At 66.5% G+C, this 20,180-nt stretch carries 17 protein-coding genes; 6 read left to right on the top strand and 11 right to left on the bottom strand.

Going from position 1 to position 20,180, the window contains the following annotated elements:
• Window positions 1–19 precede the first annotated feature (19 nt).
• From rlmN to argG, 4 genes are all read left to right on the top strand, one after another.
• On the top strand, window positions 20–1,222 hold the full coding sequence (rlmN, locus tag ACRQ5Q_RS01585; RefSeq protein WP_439372266.1) for a 23S rRNA (adenine(2503)-C(2))-methyltransferase RlmN: 1,203 nt from the start codon (window positions 20–22) through the stop codon (window positions 1,220–1,222).
• A gap of 133 nt (window positions 1,223–1,355) precedes the next feature.
• The gene (locus ACRQ5Q_RS01590) at window positions 1,356–1,850 is read left to right on the top strand and encodes a hypothetical protein (protein WP_439395718.1); all 495 of its coding nucleotides are present in this window, start codon (window positions 1,356–1,358) and stop codon (window positions 1,848–1,850) included.
• An 82-nt stretch (window positions 1,851–1,932) separates the two neighbouring features.
• Window positions 1,933–2,709: a phosphatase PAP2 family protein gene (locus ACRQ5Q_RS01595; protein ID WP_439372264.1), complete on the top strand. Its 777-nt coding sequence runs from the start codon at window positions 1,933–1,935 to the stop codon at window positions 2,707–2,709.
• Between the two features lie 94 nt (window positions 2,710–2,803).
• Window positions 2,804–4,141, top strand: a complete 1,338-nt coding sequence (argG, locus tag ACRQ5Q_RS01600) for an argininosuccinate synthase (RefSeq protein WP_439395719.1) — start codon at window positions 2,804–2,806, stop codon at window positions 4,139–4,141.
• Between the two features lie 245 nt (window positions 4,142–4,386).
• Here the strand turns inward: argG and ACRQ5Q_RS01605 are convergent, their stop codons facing one another.
• The 10 genes from ACRQ5Q_RS01605 to sdhC all read right to left on the bottom strand — a co-directional run bounded on the left by ACRQ5Q_RS01605 (window position 4,387) and on the right by sdhC (window position 16,242).
• The gene (locus tag ACRQ5Q_RS01605) at window positions 4,387–6,627 is read right to left on the bottom strand and encodes an OmpA family protein (protein WP_439372262.1); all 2,241 of its coding nucleotides are present in this window, start codon (window positions 6,625–6,627) and stop codon (window positions 4,387–4,389) included.
• A gap of 187 nt (window positions 6,628–6,814) precedes the next feature.
• Window positions 6,815–7,057, bottom strand: a complete 243-nt coding sequence (locus tag ACRQ5Q_RS01610; protein WP_439395721.1) for a hypothetical protein — start codon at window positions 7,055–7,057, stop codon at window positions 6,815–6,817.
• A gap of 83 nt (window positions 7,058–7,140) precedes the next feature.
• The gene (locus ACRQ5Q_RS01615) at window positions 7,141–7,527 is read right to left on the bottom strand and encodes a VOC family protein (protein WP_439395723.1); all 387 of its coding nucleotides are present in this window, start codon (window positions 7,525–7,527) and stop codon (window positions 7,141–7,143) included.
• Between the two features lie 25 nt (window positions 7,528–7,552).
• Window positions 7,553–8,377, bottom strand: a complete 825-nt coding sequence (locus ACRQ5Q_RS01620) for an FkbM family methyltransferase (protein ID WP_439395725.1) — start codon at window positions 8,375–8,377, stop codon at window positions 7,553–7,555.
• 78 nt (window positions 8,378–8,455) lie between these two features.
• On the bottom strand, window positions 8,456–10,402 hold the full coding sequence (locus ACRQ5Q_RS01625; protein ID WP_439372258.1) for an ABC transporter ATP-binding protein/permease: 1,947 nt from the start codon (window positions 10,400–10,402) through the stop codon (window positions 8,456–8,458).
• Between the two features lie 51 nt (window positions 10,403–10,453).
• The gene (locus ACRQ5Q_RS01630) at window positions 10,454–12,607 is read right to left on the bottom strand and encodes an ATP-binding protein (RefSeq protein ID WP_439395727.1); all 2,154 of its coding nucleotides are present in this window, start codon (window positions 12,605–12,607) and stop codon (window positions 10,454–10,456) included.
• Window positions 12,608–12,796: 189 nt separating this feature from the next.
• Complete coding sequence (locus ACRQ5Q_RS01635) at window positions 12,797–13,579, bottom strand: succinate dehydrogenase iron-sulfur subunit (RefSeq protein WP_211405230.1); 783 nt, start codon at window positions 13,577–13,579, stop codon at window positions 12,797–12,799.
• Window positions 13,580–13,603: 24 nt separating this feature from the next.
• Window positions 13,604–15,439: a succinate dehydrogenase flavoprotein subunit gene (gene sdhA / locus ACRQ5Q_RS01640; protein ID WP_439372256.1), complete on the bottom strand. Its 1,836-nt coding sequence runs from the start codon at window positions 15,437–15,439 to the stop codon at window positions 13,604–13,606.
• A gap of 3 nt (window positions 15,440–15,442) precedes the next feature.
• Window positions 15,443–15,847 (bottom strand): succinate dehydrogenase, hydrophobic membrane anchor protein, encoded by a 405-nt coding sequence (sdhD, locus tag ACRQ5Q_RS01645; protein WP_439372255.1) that lies wholly within the window; start codon window positions 15,845–15,847, stop codon window positions 15,443–15,445.
• Window positions 15,844–16,242, bottom strand: coding sequence for a succinate dehydrogenase, cytochrome b556 subunit (gene sdhC, locus ACRQ5Q_RS01650; RefSeq protein ID WP_027561807.1), 399 nt, complete (start codon window positions 16,240–16,242; stop codon window positions 15,844–15,846). Before sdhC ends, sdhD begins: the two co-directional genes overlap by 4 nt.
• Before the next feature lie 509 nt (window positions 16,243–16,751).
• Between sdhC and ACRQ5Q_RS01655 the strand changes: the two genes are divergently transcribed.
• Complete coding sequence (locus ACRQ5Q_RS01655) at window positions 16,752–17,612, top strand: sulfite exporter TauE/SafE family protein (protein WP_439395729.1); 861 nt, start codon at window positions 16,752–16,754, stop codon at window positions 17,610–17,612.
• A 123-nt stretch (window positions 17,613–17,735) separates the two neighbouring features.
• On the opposite strand, the gene ACRQ5Q_RS01660 is transcribed toward ACRQ5Q_RS01655, so the two are convergent.
• Window positions 17,736–19,265, bottom strand: a complete 1,530-nt coding sequence (locus ACRQ5Q_RS01660; RefSeq protein ID WP_439395731.1) for a malonate--CoA ligase — start codon at window positions 19,263–19,265, stop codon at window positions 17,736–17,738.
• Window positions 19,266–19,360: 95 nt separating this feature from the next.
• Between ACRQ5Q_RS01660 and ACRQ5Q_RS01665 the strand changes: the two genes are divergently transcribed.
• Window positions 19,361–20,122 carry an SDR family oxidoreductase gene (locus tag ACRQ5Q_RS01665; RefSeq protein ID WP_439372253.1) on the top strand — a complete coding sequence of 254 codons (762 nt, stop codon included), beginning with the start codon at window positions 19,361–19,363 and terminating at the stop codon, window positions 20,120–20,122.
• Window positions 20,123–20,180 lie beyond the last annotated feature (58 nt).

The raw sequence follows: 20,180 nt of genomic DNA on the forward strand, positions 1-20,180 counted from the left end.
AAGCCATTAGGTCCATTCAATGCAACCGACGACCGAGCCGCACAACGCAATCTTGGTGGAGAAGACTCCGCTTGAAACCTATGTGCCGCCGGCAAAACCGTCGCTGATCGGCCTGTCGCGCACCGAGCTTGCCGATCGACTCGGCGAGATCGGCGTCGCGCCGGCCCAGCGCAAGATGCGCGTGCAGCAGCTCTGGCACTGGCTCTATTTCCGCGGCGCCCGGAGTTTTGACGAGATGACCTCGATCTCGAAGGGCATCCGCGCCGATCTCGCGCAGCACTTCACCGTCGATCGGCCCGAAGTCGTGGCCGAGCAGATCTCCAACGACGGTACCCGCAAATGGCTGCTGCGGCTGCCGAGCGGCGACAATGTCGAGAAAGCGCATGAAGTCGAGTGCGTCTACATCCCCGAGACCGACCGCGGCACGCTCTGCGTCTCCTCGCAGGTCGGCTGCACGCTGAACTGCGCCTTCTGCCACACCGGCACGCAGCGCCTGGTGCGCAACCTCACCGCCGGCGAGATCGTAGGCCAGGTGATGGTCGCGCGCGATCGTCTCAACGACTGGGCCGATCGCGAGGACGGCACGCGCCGCGTCACCAACATCGTGATGATGGGCATGGGCGAGCCGCTCTACAATTTCGACGCGGTGCGCGACGCGCTGCTGATCGTCGGCGACAACGAAGGCATCGGCATCTCCCGCCGCCGCATCACGCTGTCGACTTCGGGCGTGGTGCCGAACATCGTGCGCGCCGGCGAGGAGATCGGCGTCATGCTCGCGATCTCGCTGCACGCCGTGCGCGACGAGCTGCGCAACGAGCTGGTGCCGCTCAACCGCAAATATCCGATCAAGGAGCTCCTGCAGGCCTGCCGCGACTATCCCGGTGCGTCGAACGCGCGCCGCATCACGTTCGAATATGTGATGCTCAAGGGCGTCAACGATTCGCTCGACGACGCGAAGCTGCTGGTGAAGATGCTCAAGGGCATTCCGGCCAAGATCAACCTGATCCCGTTCAATCCCTGGCCCGGCACCGCCTATGAATGCTCGGACTGGGACCAGATCGAAAAGTTCTCCGAATACATCTTCAACGCCGGCTATTCCTCCCCGGTGCGCACCCCGCGCGGCCGCGACATCCTCGCCGCCTGCGGCCAGCTCAAGTCGGAGACCGAAAAGCTCTCGGCCCGCGAGCGCCAGGCGCTGCGCGCCATGGCGATGACGGACTAGTTTCTCATGCCCAGCTCTCGCCTCCTCGTCGTTGCGAGCGAAGCGAAGCAATCCAGAATGTCGCCGCGGAAGCAGTCTGGATTGCTTGGTCGCAAGTGCTCCTCGCAATGACGGCAGAGGTGGTTTTGACGCCATGTCCCTGATCCGCCGCCTCATCGTCATCTTCATCGGCTTCCTCGCCGCCTGCTTCGTCGGCGGCATGATCGTGGTCATGGCGCTGCTGTTTCCGGAATTCGCCGATCTCGGCGCGGGCCCCGTCGACCAGGGCCCGATCGACATCCTGCTCGGCTTCGGCTTCATTTTCGTCTCGGGCTTCGCGCTGGTGCCGGCCGCGGTGATCGTCGCCATCACCGAAGCGCTCTATATCCGCAGCGCGCTCGCCTATGCCGTCGGTGGCGGCCTCGTCGGGCTCGCCTGCTATCTCGGCCTCGTGCCCTTCCATTCCGACACGCTGCAGTTCGAGGGCATCGTGCGGCGTCACCTCGAGATCATGACCGGAGCCGGCATTGTCGCCGGCGTCGTCTACTGGCTGATCGCCGGCCGCAACGCCGGTGCCTGGCGCGAACCGCCAACCCCGCGCAAGCCGCCTCCGCCATTGCCGGCGAATTCAAGGCCGGATGCAAGGTGACCTGCTTACCCTGCCCTCCAGGGCAGGATGGCTACCTCCCGTGGGGTTTCCATCCCCGCCCCACTCCGCTAAACCGCGCGCCATGAACCGGACTGGACTCTTCATCGCCTTGGCACTGTGGCTCGTGATCGGCGTCGTTTTCGGCCTCTATCCCGAGCTCGATCTCAAGCTGGCGTCGCTGTTCTTCGATCCCGAAACCAAAACCTTTCCGCTTAAAGCGATCGGCTGGGCGGGGTTTGCGCGGGATGCTGCGATGTGGATCGCCTGGGCGTTTGTGATGCCGTCGCTGGTGGCGCTGGTGGTCAAGATGGTCCGGCCCGACCGGCCGCTGCTAGTATCGGGACGCGCGATCGTGTTCCTGCTGGTGACGATCGTCCTGTCGGCCGGCATCCTCACCAACCTCGCCTTCAAGACCTATTGGGGCCGGCCGCGCCCGGTGGTGGTGACGGAGTTCGCCGGCGACCAGCAGTTCGTGCCGTGGTGGGATCCGCGCGGCGGCTGCGCGCGCAATTGCTCGTTCTTCTCGGGCGAGGGCGCGACCGCGTTCTGGACGCTGGCCCCTGCGGCGCTCGCTCCTCCGGCATGGCGGCCGCTCGCCTACGCCGGCGCCGTGATCTTCGGCGCGGTCACCAGCGGGCTGCGCATGGCCTTCGGCGGGCATTTCTTTACTGATGTGTCGATCGCCGGCCTCGTCACTTTCGTCGTGATCTGGTTCGCCTACGCGCTGATCTACCGCTGGCCGCGGACCCGGTTCTCGGACGAGGCGATGGATGCCGCCCTGACCCGGCTGAACATGCCCGCCTACCGGCTCCGCCAGCGCCTGTTCGGCCGCAAGACGGGCCCCGCGCCCTCGATTTGAGCCATTAAATGCGTGCCCAGCCCCGCGAAATTTGATATTCGCGCGGTCAAGTTCGCCCCGAAATCAGACCCTTTGAGACCCGATTGGAAGCTCCATGACCACGATCCTGAAAAGCCTGCCCAAGGGCGAGAAAGTCGGCATCGCTTTTTCGGGCGGCCTCGACACCAGCGCGGCGCTGCTCTGGATGAAGCAGAAGGGCGCGCGCTGCTACGCCTACACCGCCAATCTGGGCCAGCCCGACGAGGCCGACTACAACGAGATCCCGCGCAAGGCCAAGGAGTTCGGCGCCGAGAACGCGCGCCTCGTCGATTGCCGCACGCAGCTCGTCCACGAAGGCATCGCCGCGATCCAGTCCGGCGCCTTCCACATCTCGACCGGCGGCATCACCTATTTCAACACCACGCCGCTCGGGCGCGCGGTCACCGGCACGATGCTGGTTGCGGCGATGAAGGAAGACGGCGTCAACATCTGGGGCGACGGCTCGACCTTCAAGGGCAACGACATCGAGCGCTTCTACCGCTACGGCCTGCTCACCAATCCGGGCCTGAAGATCTACAAGCCCTGGCTCGACCAGCAGTTCATCGACGAGCTCGGCGGCCGCGCCGAGATGTCGGCCTTCATGACCGCGCAGGGCTTTGCCTACAAGATGAGCGCCGAGAAGGCGTACTCGACCGACAGCAACCTGCTCGGCGCCACGCATGAAGCAAAGGATCTCGAAAGCCTCGACAGCGGCATCAAGATCGTCAACCCCATCATGGGCGTGCCGTTCTGGCGAGATGACTGCAACGTCAAGGCCGAGAAGGTCGTGGTGCGCTTCGAGGAAGGCCAGCCGACCGCGCTGAACGGCCAGACCTTCTCTGATCCGGTGGCGCTGTTTCTCGAAGCCAACGCGATCGGCGGCCGCCATGGCCTCGGCATGAGCGACCAGATCGAGAACCGCATCATCGAGGCCAAGAGCCGCGGCATCTACGAGGCGCCGGGCATGGCGCTCTTGCACATCGCCTATGAGCGCCTCGTCACCGGCATCCACAACGAGGACACCATCGAGCAGTACCGCATCAGCGGCATGCGTCTCGGCCGTCTGCTCTATCAGGGCCGCTGGTTCGACTCGCAGGCGCTGATGCTGCGCGAGACCGCACAGCGCTGGGTCGCGCGCGCCGTCACCGGCGAGGTGACGCTGGAGCTGCGCCGCGGCAACGACTATTCGATCCTCAACACCGAGAGCCCCAACCTCACCTATGCGCCGGAACGGCTCAGCATGGAGAAGGTCGAGGACGCCGCCTTCACGCCGGCCGACCGCATCGGCCAGCTCACCATGCGCAATCTCGACATCGCGGATACGCGGACGAAGCTGAAGCTCTACAGCGACACCGGCCTGCTCTCGGGCAGCGAAGGCTCGCAGATCTTCAAGCTCGAGAGCGACAACGGCTGAGGCGCTCGTAGCCCGGATGAGCGAAGCGATATCCGGGACGTTCTCGCCAAGTGGATAGACCCACAAGCGATAAGCTTCATTCGTCATTGCGAGCGAAGCGAAGCAATCCAGAATCTCTACCCGGTGACAGTCTGGAATGCCTCGTCGCACCAGGGCAAAATTGCCTCGCGATTTCGTCGCGGGCTCCTCGCAATGACGAAAAAATGGCCGGGATCGCTCCCGGCCATTTGCGTTTGTGTGTGCCCTTACCGCGGCGGCGCGGTGCCGGGCGGGGGCGGCGGCAGCGCGGCCTGGCCGCCGTTGAGCAGCGGCGTGATGCGGCGGATGGTGACGCGCCGGTTGATCAGGCTCGGCCCCTGCGTCTGCTCCTTCAGGTACTGCTCGCCATAGCCCTGCGACGTCAGGTTCTCCGCCGGCACATTGAACTGCTGCGTCAGCAACTCCGCCGCGGCCTGCGCACGGCGATCCGACAGCGACAGATTGTCCACGTCGTTGCCGACCGCGTCGGTGTGCCCCTCGATCAGGAACACCTCGCGCGGGTTGCGCTGGATCGCCTGGTTGAGGCCGTCGGCGATCACCTGCAGCCGGGCCGCCTGGTCCGGCGGGATGGTCCACGATCCCGTTTCGAAGTTGATCGTGTTGACGTCGATGCTCGGCATCTGCATGCGAACATTCGGGCTGTAGCGGATCTCGTCGAGCGAGTAGCGCCGATCGATCCGCTGCACCGGCGGTGCCTGCATGGTCGCGTAGATCACGTCCGGCGACGCTTCCTGCGCGTCGACGATGTAGCGATCGTAGGGGATGGTCACGACCGGCGGCGGCACGTCGACATAGAAGCCGCCGACCGACCGCGGATCGCGGTAGCTGTTGTCGATGATGACGATCTCGCGCCCGCCGGGGTCCCTGCGGATGCGTCGCAGCAGCGAGCCGTCCGGACCGACCACGGTGATCACCTCGCTGCCATCAGGACGGATCACCACGGTGCGGGTCTCGCCGCCGATCGTGTCGGTGCGGATGTCGCGGGCGCCGTAGCGGAAGCGATAGAGATCGTTGCCGCGGACATAGGCCTGCCCGCCGGGATCGCGGATGATGATGCGGTCCGGCTCGGTGTAGACGGTGCGGCCGCCTTCGACGATTTCCTGCCGCTGGTTGCGGTAGTCGGCAATGGTGGCGCCGATCACGGCGCCGGCCACCACGCCGGCACCGATCGCGAGCGGCGTCAGATCACGCTGCGGCGGCCGGGGCGGAGGCGGCAGGGGTGCTGCGACCGTTGGCGCGGCCTGGAAGGCCGGCGCAACCGTCGGCGGACGGTACTGGGCCCGGTCGGGCGGCGGCGTAGCAGCCGGGGAGCCGGGGACGACCGTCGGAGCTGCAGCGCCGGCAGGGGCCGCGGGCCGGGGCGGGAGGCCGCCGGCCTGAGGCGGTGCAGCCGGGGTTCCGGCAGCGGGCGCGCCGGCAGGAGGCGTTCCACCCTGTTGGCCGGGCGTTGGCGTCGCCGTCGGGGCAGGGGCCGCGCCGGGAGCCGGGGTCGTGCCGGGAGCGGGGGTCGCTGATCCCGGACGTCCAGGCGGCGGCGTCGGAGCGCCGGTCGGGGCCGGCGTTGCCGTTGGAGCGGGTGCAGCACCGGGCGCCGGCGTTCCCGCCGCCGGAGGCGCGCCGGGACGTACGCCGGGAGGCGGTGCACCGGGGCGGCCGGCCGGCGGTGCGCCGGGCGTGCTGCCCGGAACCGGCGTTGCGGTCGGCGCAGGTGTCGCGGTCGGTGCCGGTGTTGCAGTCGGTGCGGGTGTCGGAGCGGGAGTGGCCGCGGGCGCAGACGCGCCGGGGCGGACCGCAGGTGCAGCGGGCGGAGCCGCGGTGGGCGTCGCCGTAGGCGCAGGCGCGGGCCGCGCCGAGGGCGGCGCTGGAGGCGGCGGCGGAGGTGTTGGCGTCGGGTGCGCGGCAGCAGGAGGCGGTGCCGATGGCGTGGGCCGTGCCGCAGGCGCAGCCGGAGGCGGCGTCGGGGCATGCTGCTGCGGGGCCGCGGCCGGAGGCGGGGCCGGCGGTGTTGGAGCCGGCCGTGCTGCAGGCGGTGCCGGAGGCGGCGGTGTCGGGGCGTGCTGCTGCGGAGCGGCGGCGGGAGGCGGCGACGGCTGCTTCGGAGCGGCAGGCGGCGCAGGCGGAGCCGGACGGGCTGCAGGAGGCGGGGGCGGCGGAGGTGCTGCAGGACGCGCCGGTGCGGCAGCCGGCGGAGGTGCAGCGGGCGGATGGGGCGGTGCAGCCGCGGGCGGCGGTGTCGCCGGGCGCGCAGGCGCGCCGGGCGGCGTTGCCGCAGGCGGGCCCTTCGGCGGCTGCTTCGGTTTTCCGTCAGGGCCGGTCTCTTGCGACGGAGCCGGCTGCGCCTGCGCGACCACGAGCGGCGACGCGCTCTGCGCATGCGATGCGGTGTTGGCCAATTGCATCGCGGTGAGAGCCGTCGTCGCAAGCAGCACGAAACGAAGGTTGGTCATGGTGGTGAACTTCCCCGGAAGGTTCTTTGACGAAGTGGTTGGGATGAACAGCTACGCGTTAGGCCGCATTGTGGCGGGCGAAGTGGTCGCGGCCCGATTTATTTCTGCACGCAAATCAACTCACTATGGTGACGTTCATTGCGCATTCAGACGCACGTTGCAATCGCCTGACATGTGATGCGTCGCCTCATATGTGATTGTCCGGCGGCATTGCGTCCGTAGCAGGATTGGGCGTGAGCGGACCATTCGGGCCGCGCGATGGAATCTCTTCGGGCACGTGGCCCGGCAATTCGTCGGGCCGCGGTGATTCGCCGGGCTCGCGCACCGGGGGCGTGATGTCGGGCTGCGGATTGCCCGGCGGAATTCCCGGCGGCGGCTCGGTCGGAGTGCCCGGTGTCGACGGCGGAATCTCGGGCGGTTCGATCGGCATCGGCATCATCGAGATCATTGTCCAGAGGACGATAACCACGATGCCGTGCCGATGTTCCTCCTCGCATCGGGTCGAAGCGCGCCCTATTCGGGCAGATGACAGACCGCCTCGATGTTGTGGCCGTCAGGATCGAGCACGAACGCGCCGTAGTAGTTCGCGTGATAATGCGGCCGAATCCCGGGCGGCCCGTTGTCGCGTCCTCCGGCCGCCATCGCCGCCTTGTAGAAGGCATCCACAGTGGCGCGGTCCCTGGCCGCGATCGCGATGTGCACCGGCTTGTTCATCGCGCCTTCGCCGCCGAACCAGAGATCCGGCTTGCCGTTGGCGCCGAAGCCGGCCGCCGCAGCATGACCGGTCTGCTCCGCCGTGACCTCCATGATCAGGCCGTAGCCGAGCGGGGCGAGCGCCTTCGCATAGAACGCTTTCGCGCGCTCGTAGTCGGAGACGGAGAAACCCAGATGGTCGATCATCGCAACCTCCCTCAGTTTGTCGCTGTCAGCGCGACAGGAACGTATTGCTTCGTGTCTTGCGCGCGACCGTAAAGCCGCGCGCGACCATGTCGGCAATACAATCCTGCTGCCATTCGTTTTGTGACAGATGCTCGATCACCACAGCGCGCGGCCACAGCGATTGCGGCGCGTCGCGGAAGAAGCCGATCAGCACGCGGTCCTCAAAGCCCTCGACGTCGATCTTGAGCGAATCGACCTGTGTGACGCCGGCCTCATCGAGAATGCGCGTCAAGCGCAGCGACGGCACCTTGATGGCGTCGGCACTCGCGGCGCCGGTCACGACATGCGTCGCGCCGAGATTGCCGCCGCCGCTCTCGATCATCAGCTCGCCGTCGCGCTCGCCCGCGGCGGCCTGAACCAGCCGCACCTGCGTTGCCTTGGATGCAGCATGGTTGAAGGAGAGCCGTCCGAAGGTCAGCGGATGCGGCTCGATCGCGACCACCTTGCCATGGGTGCCGACCTGTTGCGCCATCACCAGCGCAAACGTGCCGACATTGGCGCCGACGTCGACGAATACGCCGCCAGCAGGCGTGTGCTGGCGCAGGAAGTCGAGCTCTTCGAGATTGTAGTCGGGATTGAACAGGGCGCCGCGCTCGGTCGCGCTGCCCTGGTGATAGAAGCGGAACGAGGCGCCCTGATATTGCACATCGATCGGCCCGCCGCGCAGCCAATTGACCAGCCGCGACAGCCAGGGCCGGAACGCGCCGCGCTTCAGCCCCGATCGTGTCGCGAGGCGGATGATCGCGGCCTGAGCCGCATTCGGCGCAAACGCGCCGAACGGCGCGGACGAAGGGGCATTGTCGGGCGTCAAGCAGCAGGTCCTCGTTGCAGGCGGCGCATGCATAGCCGGTTTTGGCGGCGACTCCAACGCTGGACGACGGAGCGAGCCTCACGCCGCCTTCTTCCGCTGCCTCAGGAATCGCCCGAGCAGCCTGCGCCGGCCCTTGCGCGGAATCAGGTCGACGTCGCTGACGAGCTTGGCGCCGCCCTTGCGGCGCTCCAGCACGATCTTGCGGCTGTGAAAGGCTTCCAGCTCGACGCGATGCGCGACACTGACGATGGTCGCCTTCGGCAGCTCGTCCGTGACCATCTTCATCATCTTGTCCTGGCTCTTCTCGTCGAGCGCCGAGGTTGCCTCATCGAGCACGACGATATCAGGGCTGTGCAGCAGCAGCCGCGCGAACGCGAGGCGCTGCTTCTCGCCGCCCGACAGCGTCTGGTCCCACGCGGCTTCTTCCTCGATCTTCTGCTTGAGATGGTCGAGGCCGACCTTGTGCAGGGCTTCCCCTATCTCCTCGACGGTCCAATCCTCTGCGGCTCCGGGATAGGCGACGGCGCGGCGCAGCGATCCGGTGGGCACGTAGGGCCGCTGCGGCAGCATGAACAGCCGCCGGTCGGGATGGAAGTTGACGCTGCCGCCGCCCCACGGCCACAGCCCGGCAATGGCGCGCACCAGCGTGCTCTTGCCGGTGCCGGATTCGCCGGCGACCAGCAGCCGCTCGCCGGGCTCGATCACCACCTCGGTCTCGCCGACCACTGCGGTGCCGTCATCGAGCGTGACCGAGAGATCGCGCAGCTCCAGCATCGCCTCGTTGCGGGTCTCGCCGCGCTGGATGCGGCCGAGGCCGTCGCCCTGCTCGGCGCGTTCGAGGCCGTCGAGCGACATCATCAGCGAGGCGATGCGGCGCGCGCAGGCGTTCCAGTCGGCGAGCCGCGGATAATTGTCGACCAGCCAGCCGAACGCACTCTGTACGATGGTGAAGGCGGAGGCCGCCTGCATGACCTGCCCAAGGGTCATGCTGCCGTCGAGGAATTTCGGCGCGCAGAGCAGCAGCGGCATGACCGGTGCAACGAGGCTCGACCCTTGCGATACCAGCGTGGTGCGCATGTGCTGGCCGGCGAGCCGCGCCCATTGCCGCAACACGTTGGTGAAATTGCGGTCGAGGCCGTCGCGCTCCTCCTCTTCGCCCCCGAGCAGCGCGATGCTCTCGCCGTGCTCGCGCACGCGTGTCAGCGTATAGCGGAAATCGGCCTCGGCCTGGTTCTTGTCCTCCGAGACCTGCACGAAGCGCCGGCCGATCACCATGATCGAGCCGGATGCGATCGCGGCGTAGAGGATGGCGGCGATCACGAGGAAGCCGGGAATGGTCACCGACGAGCCGCCGAGCGTGATGGTGAGCGCGCCGCCGATGGTCCAGAGCACGACGATGAAGGTTGCGGCCGACAGCAGCGCCGAGGTGACGCCGGCGAGGAAATCGACCGGTGCGTCGGTCGCAATGCGCAGGTCCTCCGCGATGCGGTATTCCGGATTCTGGTGGTCGCCGCCGACGAGGTTGAGCTGGTAGTAGCGTCCGCTGGTGAGCCAGCGCGTCAGCACGCTGCTGGTGAGCCAGGCCCGCCAGCGCCGCTGGATGCCCATGCGCGCGAACACCTGCGCCACGCCGAGCACGATGCTGCCGATCGCGAGCGGGAGGAACACTGCTGTGAGATGGAAGACGCTCGTCGCGTCGCGCTGCTCGATGGCATCGAAGATCGCGCGATTCCAGACGTTGATGCCATATTGGAAGCAGACGATGAGGACGATCAGCACGCCGAGGCCGACCGAGAACGGCCAGGCGAGGCGGTCGCCGTTGCGGCCCCAGAAGCCGCGCGCGCTGATCCAGAACCGCTTCAGCAGATAATCCCTGCGGGCCCGCTCGGCCTCTTCGGGAGAGAGCTCGGGATCGGGTTCGAGCACCTCGGGCGGCGGCGGAGCCACCTCCTCGCCATTCTCGCCTTTGATCTCGATAATGGGTGGCGTCCTGCCCTGGTCGCGCTTGCCGGCTGGCTTTTGCATGGCCGGATAACGCGAGACAAATCAGCCGGTTCCCGTCGGTTCCCGAATACCCTATTCGGCGGCGCCGTCACGCACCCGCCGCAGCCGCGCAGCCCGGTGGAGCACGCGCGACAGCTCCTCGATCGAATAGGGCTTTTGCACGAGATCGAAACCGAAATTGCCTTCCTGGGACAGTGCCTGGCTGTAGCCGGTGGTCAGCACGACCGGCACGCCGATGCCGCGATCGCGGATCGCCCGCGCCAGATCGAGCCCGGTCATTCCTGGCATCACGATGTCGGAGAACACGACATCGAAACGGCCGGCGTCCACGACGAGCTCGGCCAGCGCATCGGCGGCATTGTCGAGCAGCGTGATGCTGTAGCCGAGCGCTGTGAGACCATCGGCGGCGAAATTGCCGAGCTCGATATTGTCTTCGACCAGCAGCACCGACATGCCGCTGCCGGCGACCGCAGGCGCGGTGTTCGGCGCCTGCTGCTGCGGCAAGAGGTCCGCGGGCACGCGGGGGAGATAGAGAGAGAAGGTGCTGCCCTGGCCGACTTCGCTCGTCACCGTCACCTCGCCGCCTGATTGCCGGGCGAAACCGAACACCTGGGACAGGCCGAGACCCGTGCCCTGGCCGACCTGCTTGGTGGTGAAGAACGGCTCGAAGATCCGCCCGAGCCGCGCGGGTGGAATGCCGACGCCGGTGTCGCTGACGATCACGCCGACGAAGCCGAGGTGTCCCGGGACAGGACCGTACGAGACGTGCGCCGGCGTGTCGGGAATGGTCGCGGCCCTCTCGACGGTGAAGCTGATCCTGCCCTTGCCCTGCATGGCGTCGCGCGCATTGGTCGCCATGTTGATCAGCGCGGTCTCGAACTGGCTGGCATCGGCATTGACGAGGCAAGGCTCGGCCGGCAGCCGCATCGCGATCTCGATGGCCGGTCCCAGCAGCGTGGCGAGCATGTCGTGCAGCGACTGCAGCCGCTCGCCGACGTCGAACACTTCCGGCTTCAGGGTCTGGCGCCGCGCAAAGGCGAGCAGCTGCGAGGTCAGCTTGGCGGCGCGCGCCACCGCGTCCGCAATCGCCGTGATGTAGCGCTGCCGTCGCTCTTCGCTCAGCTGCGGCCGGTTCAACAGATCGACCGAGGCGCGGATCACGGTCAGCAGGTTGTTGAAGTCGTGCGCGACGCCCCCGGTGAGCTGGCCGAGCGCCTCCAGGCGCTGGCTGTGCTTGAGCGCCTCCTCGGCCTCGCGCCGCTTTGCGGCCTCCATCTGCAGATGCTGGGTGCGCCGGAAAGCGAATGCCAGCAGCAGGAACAGCAGCGCGGTGGCGGGCACGCCGAACACCAGATGCTGGCCCATGGTGGCGAGCCAGCGCGCGCGGATCGCCGACGTCTCGAAGCCGGCGCTGACATAGATCGGATATTCGGCGACGCGCCTGTAGCCGATGCGGCGCTCGATCCCGTCCGACGGCCAGGCGATGGTCATGAGCCCCTGCGCGGGGTGCGCGGCGATCTCGCGGCCGACCGGGCCCCCCGGATCGAGCCGGAGGTCGCGGTCGAGCCGCGGGAAATGCGCCACCACGACGCCGTCGGTGCGCCCCATCGCGAAGAAGCTGCCGGGTTCCGAGCCGATCCTGGCGTAGAAACTCTCGAAATATTCCGGCAGGACGGAGGCCTGGATCACGCCGGTGAAGCGGCCGTCGTCGGAGTCGCGGCGGCGGCTCATGCCGAAGAAGCGCGCGCCCTGATAGGGCGGACGCGGCGTCAGCGGCATGCCGATGAAGGTGCCGATGGTCTGGTCGACATGGACGTAGAAATAGTCGCGGTCCGCAAAGCCGAGCTCAGGCGGCGGCGAAACGAGGCTGTTGACCAGCGCCTTTCCGTCCGCGTCGAAGATCCAGGCCGATTTGAGCTGCGGCAGCGAATCGGTCAGCCGCTTCAGCCGGCGGTGCAGCGCCGCTTCGCGCGCGCGGATGACGTCGTCGGGAAGGCCGCGCACGACCTCGTTGAGCTCGGACAGGCTGCGGTCGATGGTCTCGAACACCTTGAGCGCATGCTCATGCGCCACGTCGAGCGTGCGCTCGATCTCGCGGTCGGCCATCTCCCTGGTCGAGGTGTAGGAGATCGTGGAGGCGATCGCGAACAGCGCAATCGGCAGCGCCAGGGATGCAACCATCATCCACTGCAAAAGCCTCAGCGAATTGCGTTGCGCTCCCTGCACGGTCGCTCCGGTCCCTGACCGGAGAGCTTACTTGAATTTCCCGCCGGGAAGGAAGCGGCTTGTGGCGATAATCTCGGGTTGTATTCCGACGAATCGCGCGCAAGGCGCGTCCGGGCAAAATCTACTCGGACTGACCCGGATCGTGGCATGCCCCGGCCGCGCCGGCCGGCGGCCGTAGCATGAACGGTGCTAGACCTGCCGCTCGACCATCTTGAGCTTGAGCTCGGCGATGGCTTCTGCCGGGTTGAGGCCCTTCGGGCAGGCCTTGGCGCAGTTCATGATGGTGTGGCAGCGATAGAGCCGGAACGGATCCTCGAGATTGTCGAGGCGCTCGCCGGTGGCTTCGTCGCGCGAATCGGAGACCCAGCGGTTGGCCTGGAGCAGCGCAGCGGGACCGAGATAGCGCTCGCTGTTCCACCAATAGCTCGGGCAGGAGGTCGAGCAGCAGGCGCAGAGAATGCACTCGTAGAGACCGTCGAGCTTCTCGCGGTCCTCGTGGCTCTGGCGCCATTCCTTCTGCGGCGTCGGCGAGGTCGTCTTCAGCCACGGCTCGACGGAGGCGTACTGCGCGTAGAAGTTCGTCAGATCCGGGACGAGGTCCTTCACCACCGGCTGGTGCGGCAGCGGGTTGATCTTCACCGCCCCGTCCTTGACGTCGTGCATCGAGCGGGTGCAGGCGAGCGTGTTCTGGCCGTCGATGTTCATGGCGCAAGAACCGCAGACGCCTTCGCGGCAGGAGCGGCGGAAAGTCAGCGACGGGTCGATGTGGTTCTTGATCCAGATCAGGCCGTCCAGCACCATCGGACCGCAATCATTGGTGTCGACGTAATAGGTGTCGACGCTCGGATTCTTGCCGTCGTCAGGATTCCAGCGATAGACCTTGAACTCGCGGAGCTCGGTCGCGCCCGCGGGCTTCGGCCAGGTCTTGCCGCCAGTGATCTTGGAGTTCTTCGGAAGTGCGAATTCAACCATTTCGATAGGGCCTTCGCTGTTCGATCAGTACACGCGCGCCTTCGGCGGGATGTACTGCACGTCGTTGGTCATGGTGTAGTTGTGAACCGGGCGGTACTCGATCCTGACCTTGCCGGCATCGTCCAGCCAGGCCAGCGTGTGCTTCATCCAGTTCTTGTCGTCGCGCTCGGAGAAGTCCTCGCGGGCGTGCGCGCCGCGGCTCTCGGTGCGGTTGGCGGCCGAGTTCATCGTCACCACCGCCTGCGAGATCAGATTGTCGAACTCCAGCGTCTCGACGAGGTCCGAATTCCACACCAGCGAGCGGTCGGACACGGCGATGTCGGTGATGCCGCTGTGGACCTTCTGGATCAGGTTCTGGCCTTCGCTCAGCACCTCGCCGGTGCGGAACACCGCGCAATTGTTCTGCATCACGTGCTGCATGCCTTCGCGCAGCTTGGCGGTCGGCGTGCCGCCGGAAGCATAGCGATAATGGTCGAGACGGCCGAGCGCGAGCTCGGCCGAGTTCGCCGGCAGCTCGGGCTGCTTGGCGTTGGGCGTGAGCTTCTCGGCGAGGCGGAGCGCGGCGGCGCGGCCGAACACGACGAGGTCGATCAGCGAGTTGGAGCCGAGCCGGTTGGCGCCGTGCACCGAGACGCAGGCGGCTTCGCCGATCGCCATCAGGCCCGGAATGATGGCGTTGTCATCGCCGTCCTTCTTGGTCAGCACTTCGCCGTGATAGTTCGTCGGGATGCCGCCCATGTTGTAGTGCACGGTGGGCACGATCGGGATCGGCTCGCGCGTCACGTCGACATTGGCGAAGATCTTGGCGGATTCGGAGATGCCCGGCAGGCGCTCGGCGAGCACGGCGGGATCGAGATGGTCGAGATGCAGGAAGATGTGGTCCTTCTTCTTGCCGACGCCGCGTCCTTCGCGGATCTCGATGGTCATCGCGCGCGAGACGACGTCGCGCGAGGCGAGGTCCTTCGCCGACGGCGCGTAGCGCTCCATGAAGCGCTCACCCTCGGAGTTGACGAGATAGCCGCCTTCGCCGCGCGCACCCTCGGTGACGAGACAGCCCGAGCCGTAGATGCCGGTCGGGTGGAACTGCACGAACTCCATGTCCTGCATCGGCAGGCCGGCACGCAGCACCATGCCGCCGCCGTCGCCGGTGCAGGTGTGCGCCGAGGTGCAGGAAGCGTAGGCGCGGCCGTAGCCGCCGGTCGCCAGGATCGTGGTCTGGGCGCGGAAGCGGTGCAGCGTGCCGTCGTCGAGCTTGAGCGCGATGACGCCGCGGCAGGTGCCCTGGTCGTCCATGATCAGGTCGATGGCGAAGAACTCGATGAAGAACTCGGCGGCGTGGCGCAGCGACTGGCCGTACATCGTGTGCAGCATGGCGTGGCCGGTGCGGTCGGCGGCGGCGCAGGTGCGCTGCGCCTGGGCCTTGCCGAACTCGGTGGTCATGCCGCCGAACGGGCGCTGGTAGATCTTGCCGTCCTCGGTGCGCGAGAACGGCACGCCCCAATGCTCGAGCTCGTAGACCGCGTCGGGCGCGTTGCGCACCATGTATTCGATCGCATCCTGGTCGCCGAGCCAGTCCGACCCCTTCACGGTGTCGTACATGTGCCAGCGCCAGTCGTCCTTGTGCATGTTGCCGAGCGAAGCCGAGATGCCGCCCTGCGCCGCGACCGTGTGCGAACGGGTCGGAAACACCTTGGTGATGCAGGCGGTGCGAAGACCGGCCTCGCTGCAGCCGACCACCGCGCGCAGGCCCGCGCCACCGGCGCCGACCACGACGACGTCATAGGTGTGGTCTTCGATCGGATAGGCCTTGCCGTTGGTGGCGGGAGCGCCGTTGCCCTTGCCATTCGTCTCTGTGGCCATGGGTTACACTCCGGCTGACAGTTGGAGAATCGCGTAGATCGAGGCGAGCGCGACCGCGACCGAGAAGAAATTGTTGAGCATGATCGAAGCGAGCTTCAGCTTCTCGTTGTGGACGTAGTCCTCGATCACGACCTGCATGCCGATCTTCATGTGCCAGGCGCTGGCGACGATGAAGAGCACCATGATGATGGCGATCGGCAGCGAGCCCAGGATCTGCTTGGCGCCGGCCTGGTTGCGGCCGAGCGTCATCATGATGACGACGATCACCGGGATCATCAGCAGCACCATGGCCACCCCAGTGACGCGCTGGCGCCAGAAGTCGCCGGTGCCGGAGTGGGCGGCGCCGAGATTGCGGACGCGGCCGAGCGGGGTGCGCATGCTGCGCTTCGACGTATCAGCTGTGCTCATCGTCCACCCCCGATCGCGTAGGCGATGATCCAGATCAGCACCGTCAGGGCGATGCCGCCGATCGCTGCGCCCCAGGTCAGCGCTTCGCGCTCATTGGCCTTGAAGCCGTAGCCGAGGTCCCACACGAAGTGCCGGATGCCGCTCAGCATATGGTGCATCAGCGCCCAGGTGTAGCCGAACACGATCAGTCGGCCGATGATGCTGCCGGTGAAGGCCTGGACATGGGCATAGGCGGCGGGGCCGGAGGCCGCCGCGATCAGCCACCAGGCCAGCAGCAGGGTTCCGACATAAAGGGCGATACCGGTGGCGCGATGGACGATGGACAGCGCCATCGTCAGCGTCCAGCGGTAGACTTGCATGTGTGGTGAAAGCGGTCGTTCGATCCGTGCGGTCATGGGCTTTGATGTTGTATGGCGGCCCTCGAGGGCGCGCGCGGGGATCGCGGAAGGTCGGCTCTATTTACGGAGTCGATTTCGCCTGCGCAATCACCAAATCGCCATAAATCGAACCCGGGGTTCAACTCTACGGCGTTGATGACACAAGCCAATCAGTGGCTTGGTATACCAGAGCCGCGGTCCGTCAACAAAGAAACGAATACCCATTCATACTTTTCCAAGGCGCCGTGCGTGTTGAAATTGCTATTGGAACACCTCTAAACGGACCATGCCGTCCAAACCGGGCAGAGATTGGCCAGACGCGTCGCCAGCCCAGCTTCTCCCCAAGGCCAACCTCCTCCTCACGAGCCAATTTCATCCGCTCGGGATATGCGCACCCAGCATTCCACCCCAGCCGAGGGGTGCGCCGTGTCGACCGCGGGAATCAGATCGCTTACAGCTTGGCACGCAGCCAACTCCGGGCGCACGTTTCGGAGCCGCTGCGGACCAGTCGCCGGGGCGGGTCAGGGGTGATTGCAGGTCTTGATATCAAGGAGATCGTCGAGCTCGCGCTGCTGCTGATCGCGACCGGTGCGCTCTCGGGATTCCTGGCCGGCGTGTTCGGCATCGGCGGCGGCGCGATTCTCGTGCCGGTGTTCTACGAGTGCTTCCGCATCGCGGGTGTGCCGCTCGAGCTGCGAATGCCGCTCTGCGTCGGCACCTCGCTCGCCGTGATCATCCCGACCTCGATCCGCTCCTTCCAGGCGCACTACAAGCGCGGCGCCGTGGACATGTCGGTCCTGCGCGTCTGGTGGCTGCCGATCGTGATCGGCGTCGCCGCCGGCAGCGTCATCGCGCGTTTCGCGCCGGAGCGGCTGTTCAAGATCGTGTTCGTCTGCGTCGCCTGGTCGGCGGCCGCACGTCTCGTCTTCGCGCGCGAAGGCTGGAAGTTCGGCGATGACCTGCCGCAAGGACCCTTGATGCGATTCTACGGTTTCTGCGTCGGCATCCTGTCGACGCTGATGGGCATCGGCGGTGGCCTGTTCTCGAACCTGCTGATGACCTTCTACAGCCGCCCGATCCACCAGGCGGTCGCGACCTCGTCGGCCCTCGCGGTGCTGATCTCGATTCCCGGCGCGCTCGGCTACATCTATGCCGGCTGGCCGGCGGCGGCTACCTATCCGGCCGTCGCAGCGCTGCAGATCCCGTTCGCGCTCGGCTACGTCTCGCTGATCGGCGCCGTGCTGGTGATGCCGATGAGCCTCGTTACCGCGCCGCTGGGTGTGCGAGCCGCGCATGCGATGTCGAAGCGCACGCTGGAAGTCGCGTTCGGGTGCTATCTGTTCATCGTCGGCAGCAGGTTTGTGATGAGCCTGGCGGGCGGGCAGTAGCCGCCGGAACCTCCGTCATTGCGAGCGCAGCCAAGCAATCCAGGAGTCTTTCCGCGGCGGCAGTCTGGATTGCTTCGCCGCAAGAGCTCCTCGCAATGACGAGGCGAGAGAGCTGGGCCCTTCTCACTTCTTCGCGTAAATATCCTTGTACGTATCCCGCAGCACGTTCTTCTGCACCTTGCCCATCGTATTCCGCGGCAGCTCGTCGACGACGAAGACGCGCTTGGGCATCTTGAATTTTGCCAGGCGGCCGTCGAGCGCCTTCAGCACCGAGGCTTCGCTGACGTCGGCGCCCTTGTTGCAGACCAGCACCGCGGTGACGCCCTCGCCGAAATCCGCATGCGGCACGCCGATCACGGCGGACTCCACCACGCCCGGCATGGCGTCGATCTCGCTCTCGATCTCCTTGGGGTAGACATTGAAGCCGCCGGAGATCACGAGATCCTTGCCGCGGCCGAGGATGTGGACGTAGCCCTTGTCGTCGATCTTGCCGAGGTCGCCGGTGATGAAGAAGCCGTCGGGCCGGAATTCGGATTTGGTCTTCTCCGGCATGCGCCAATAGCCCTTGAAGACGTTCGGGCCCTTCACCTCGATCACGCCGATTTCCTCGCGCGGCAATTCCCTGCCGGTCTCGGGATCGGTCACGCGCACGGATACGCCGGGGAGCGGGAAGCCGACCGCGCCGGGCACGCGCTCGCCGTCGTAAGGATTCGACGTGTTCATGTTGGTCTCGGTCATGCCGTAGCGCTCCAGCACGGCATGTCCCGTGCGCGCCGACCATTCGCGATGGGTGTCGGCGAGCAGCGGCGCCGAGCCCGAGATGAACAGCCGCATGTGCTTGGTGGTCTCGTGCGACAGCCCGGGGTTCTGCAGCAGGCGGGTGTAGAAGGTCGGCACACCCATCAGCACCGTCGCGCGCGCCATCAGCCTGATGATCAGGTCCGGATCGAGCTTCGGCAGGAAGATCATCGACGCGCGCGCAAACAGCGTCACGTTGGTGGCCACGAACAGGCCATGCGTATGATAAATCGGCAGCGCGTGGATCAGCACGTCCTTGTCGGTGAAGCGCCAATAATCGACCAGCGAGAGCGAGTTCGACGCGAGATTGTCGTGCGTGAGCATCGCGCCCTTGGAACGGCCGGTGGTGCCCGAGGTGTAGAGGATCGCGGCGAGATCGTCGCCCGCGCGTTGCACCGACGCAAATTCGCTGCTCGCCTTGTCCGCGGCCTCCGTCAGCGAGCCCTTGCCGTCAGCGCCGAGCGTCTCGACCTTGGCCTTCACCTTTGCGGCGATCTGCGCGAGCCCTTCCGCCTTGGAGGGATCGCAGACCACCAGCGACGGTTCGGCATCGCCGATGAAGTAATCGAGCTCGTTCAGCGTATAGGCGGTGTTCAGCGGCAGATAGACCGCGCCAGCCCGCACGGTCGCCAGATACAGCACGATGTTGGCAACGGATTTCTCGACCTGCACCGCGACGCGGTCACCCGGCTTCACGCCGCGGGCAACCAGCACGTTCGCCATCTGCCCGGCGCGCGCGACCAGATCGCCATAGCTGATTTGGGCGCCGTCCTGCGTCTCGATCGCGAGGCGCGCAGGGTTATCGAGGCCGTCGAACAGGCGGGAAAACAGGTTGGCGTTGGCTGCGTGGTTCATGCAAGATTTCCTCGACCGCAGGACTGACAAGGCCGGTCAAAACCGAGGGCTGGATTAGCAAAAACCGCCCCAATGAAGCAACGGAGACAGTTTGCATGTCAAAAAACGGGAAACGCGTGGCCTGGGTGACGGGCGGCGGCAGCGGGATCGGGGAAGCCGGCGCCGAGGCGCTGGCCGCCGACGGCTGGATCGTCGTGGTTTCGGGCCGCCGCAAGGACGCCCTGGATACCGTGGTCGCCAAGATCACGGGGGCCGGCGGGGTGGCGGAAGCCATCGCGCTGGATGTGTCCGATGCGGCTGACGTCCAGGAGGTGGCCGATCAGATCGTCGCCAGGCACGGCCGCATCGACCTTCTGGTCAACAATGCCGGCATCAATGTTCCCAAGCGCAGCTGGCAGGACATGGAACAGGAGGGCTGGGACAAGCTCGTCCAGGTCAATCTCAACGGCGTGCTCTATTGCATGCGCGCAGTGCTGCCGACGATGCGCAAGCAGCAGGACGGCTCGATCATCAACGTCTCGTCCTGGGCCGGCCGCCACGTCTCCAAGATGCCGGGCCCGGCCTACACAACGACAAAACATGCGGTGCTGGCGCTGACCCATTCCTTCAACATGGACGAATGCGTCAATGGCCTGCGCGCCTGCTGCCTGATGCCGGGCGAGGTGGCGACACCGATCCTGAAGCTGCGCCCGGTGGTGCCGAGCGAGGCGGAGCAGGCCAGGATGCTGCAGCCCGAGGATCTCGGCCGCACCATCGCCTTCATCGCTAGCATGCCGCCGCGCGTCTGCATCAACGAGCTGCTGATCAGCCCGACACATAATCGCGGCTTCATTCAGACGCCGCAGAACAGGGATTGATGGTTCGTAGCCCGGACATCCGGGCTATGCCTCGTCATTGCGAGCGAAGCGAAGCAAT

Source organism: Bradyrhizobium sp. PMVTL-01 (assembly GCF_051861855.1).
Lineage (GTDB): Bacteria > Pseudomonadota > Alphaproteobacteria > Rhizobiales > Xanthobacteraceae > Bradyrhizobium.

What these genes read in the sequence shown, in the direction of transcription:
- rlmN (WP_439372266.1), top strand. Translation starts at nt 20, where the DNA reads ATGCAACCGACGACCGAGCCGCACAACGCAATCTTGGTGGAGAAGACT.
- ACRQ5Q_RS01590 (WP_439395718.1), top strand. Translation starts at nt 1,356, where the DNA reads ATGTCCCTGATCCGCCGCCTCATCGTCATCTTCATCGGCTTCCTCGCC.
- ACRQ5Q_RS01595 (WP_439372264.1), top strand. Translation starts at nt 1,933, where the DNA reads ATGAACCGGACTGGACTCTTCATCGCCTTGGCACTGTGGCTCGTGATC.
- argG (WP_439395719.1), top strand. Translation starts at nt 2,804, where the DNA reads ATGACCACGATCCTGAAAAGCCTGCCCAAGGGCGAGAAAGTCGGCATC.
- ACRQ5Q_RS01605 (WP_439372262.1), bottom strand. Translation starts at nt 6,627, where the DNA reads ATGACCAACCTTCGTTTCGTGCTGCTTGCGACGACGGCTCTCACCGCG.
- ACRQ5Q_RS01610 (WP_439395721.1), bottom strand. Translation starts at nt 7,057, where the DNA reads ATGCCGATCGAACCGCCCGAGATTCCGCCGTCGACACCGGGCACTCCG.
- ACRQ5Q_RS01615 (WP_439395723.1), bottom strand. Translation starts at nt 7,527, where the DNA reads ATGATCGACCATCTGGGTTTCTCCGTCTCCGACTACGAGCGCGCGAAA.
- ACRQ5Q_RS01625 (WP_439372258.1), bottom strand. Translation starts at nt 10,402, where the DNA reads ATGCAAAAGCCAGCCGGCAAGCGCGACCAGGGCAGGACGCCACCCATT.
- ACRQ5Q_RS01635 (WP_211405230.1), bottom strand. Translation starts at nt 13,579, where the DNA reads ATGGTTGAATTCGCACTTCCGAAGAACTCCAAGATCACTGGCGGCAAG.
- sdhA (WP_439372256.1), bottom strand. Translation starts at nt 15,439, where the DNA reads ATGGCCACAGAGACGAATGGCAAGGGCAACGGCGCTCCCGCCACCAAC.
- sdhD (WP_439372255.1), bottom strand. Translation starts at nt 15,847, where the DNA reads ATGAGCACAGCTGATACGTCGAAGCGCAGCATGCGCACCCCGCTCGGC.
- sdhC (WP_027561807.1), bottom strand. Translation starts at nt 16,242, where the DNA reads ATGACCGCACGGATCGAACGACCGCTTTCACCACACATGCAAGTCTAC.
- ACRQ5Q_RS01660 (WP_439395731.1), bottom strand. Translation starts at nt 19,265, where the DNA reads ATGAACCACGCAGCCAACGCCAACCTGTTTTCCCGCCTGTTCGACGGC.
- ACRQ5Q_RS01665 (WP_439372253.1), top strand. Translation starts at nt 19,361, where the DNA reads ATGTCAAAAAACGGGAAACGCGTGGCCTGGGTGACGGGCGGCGGCAGC.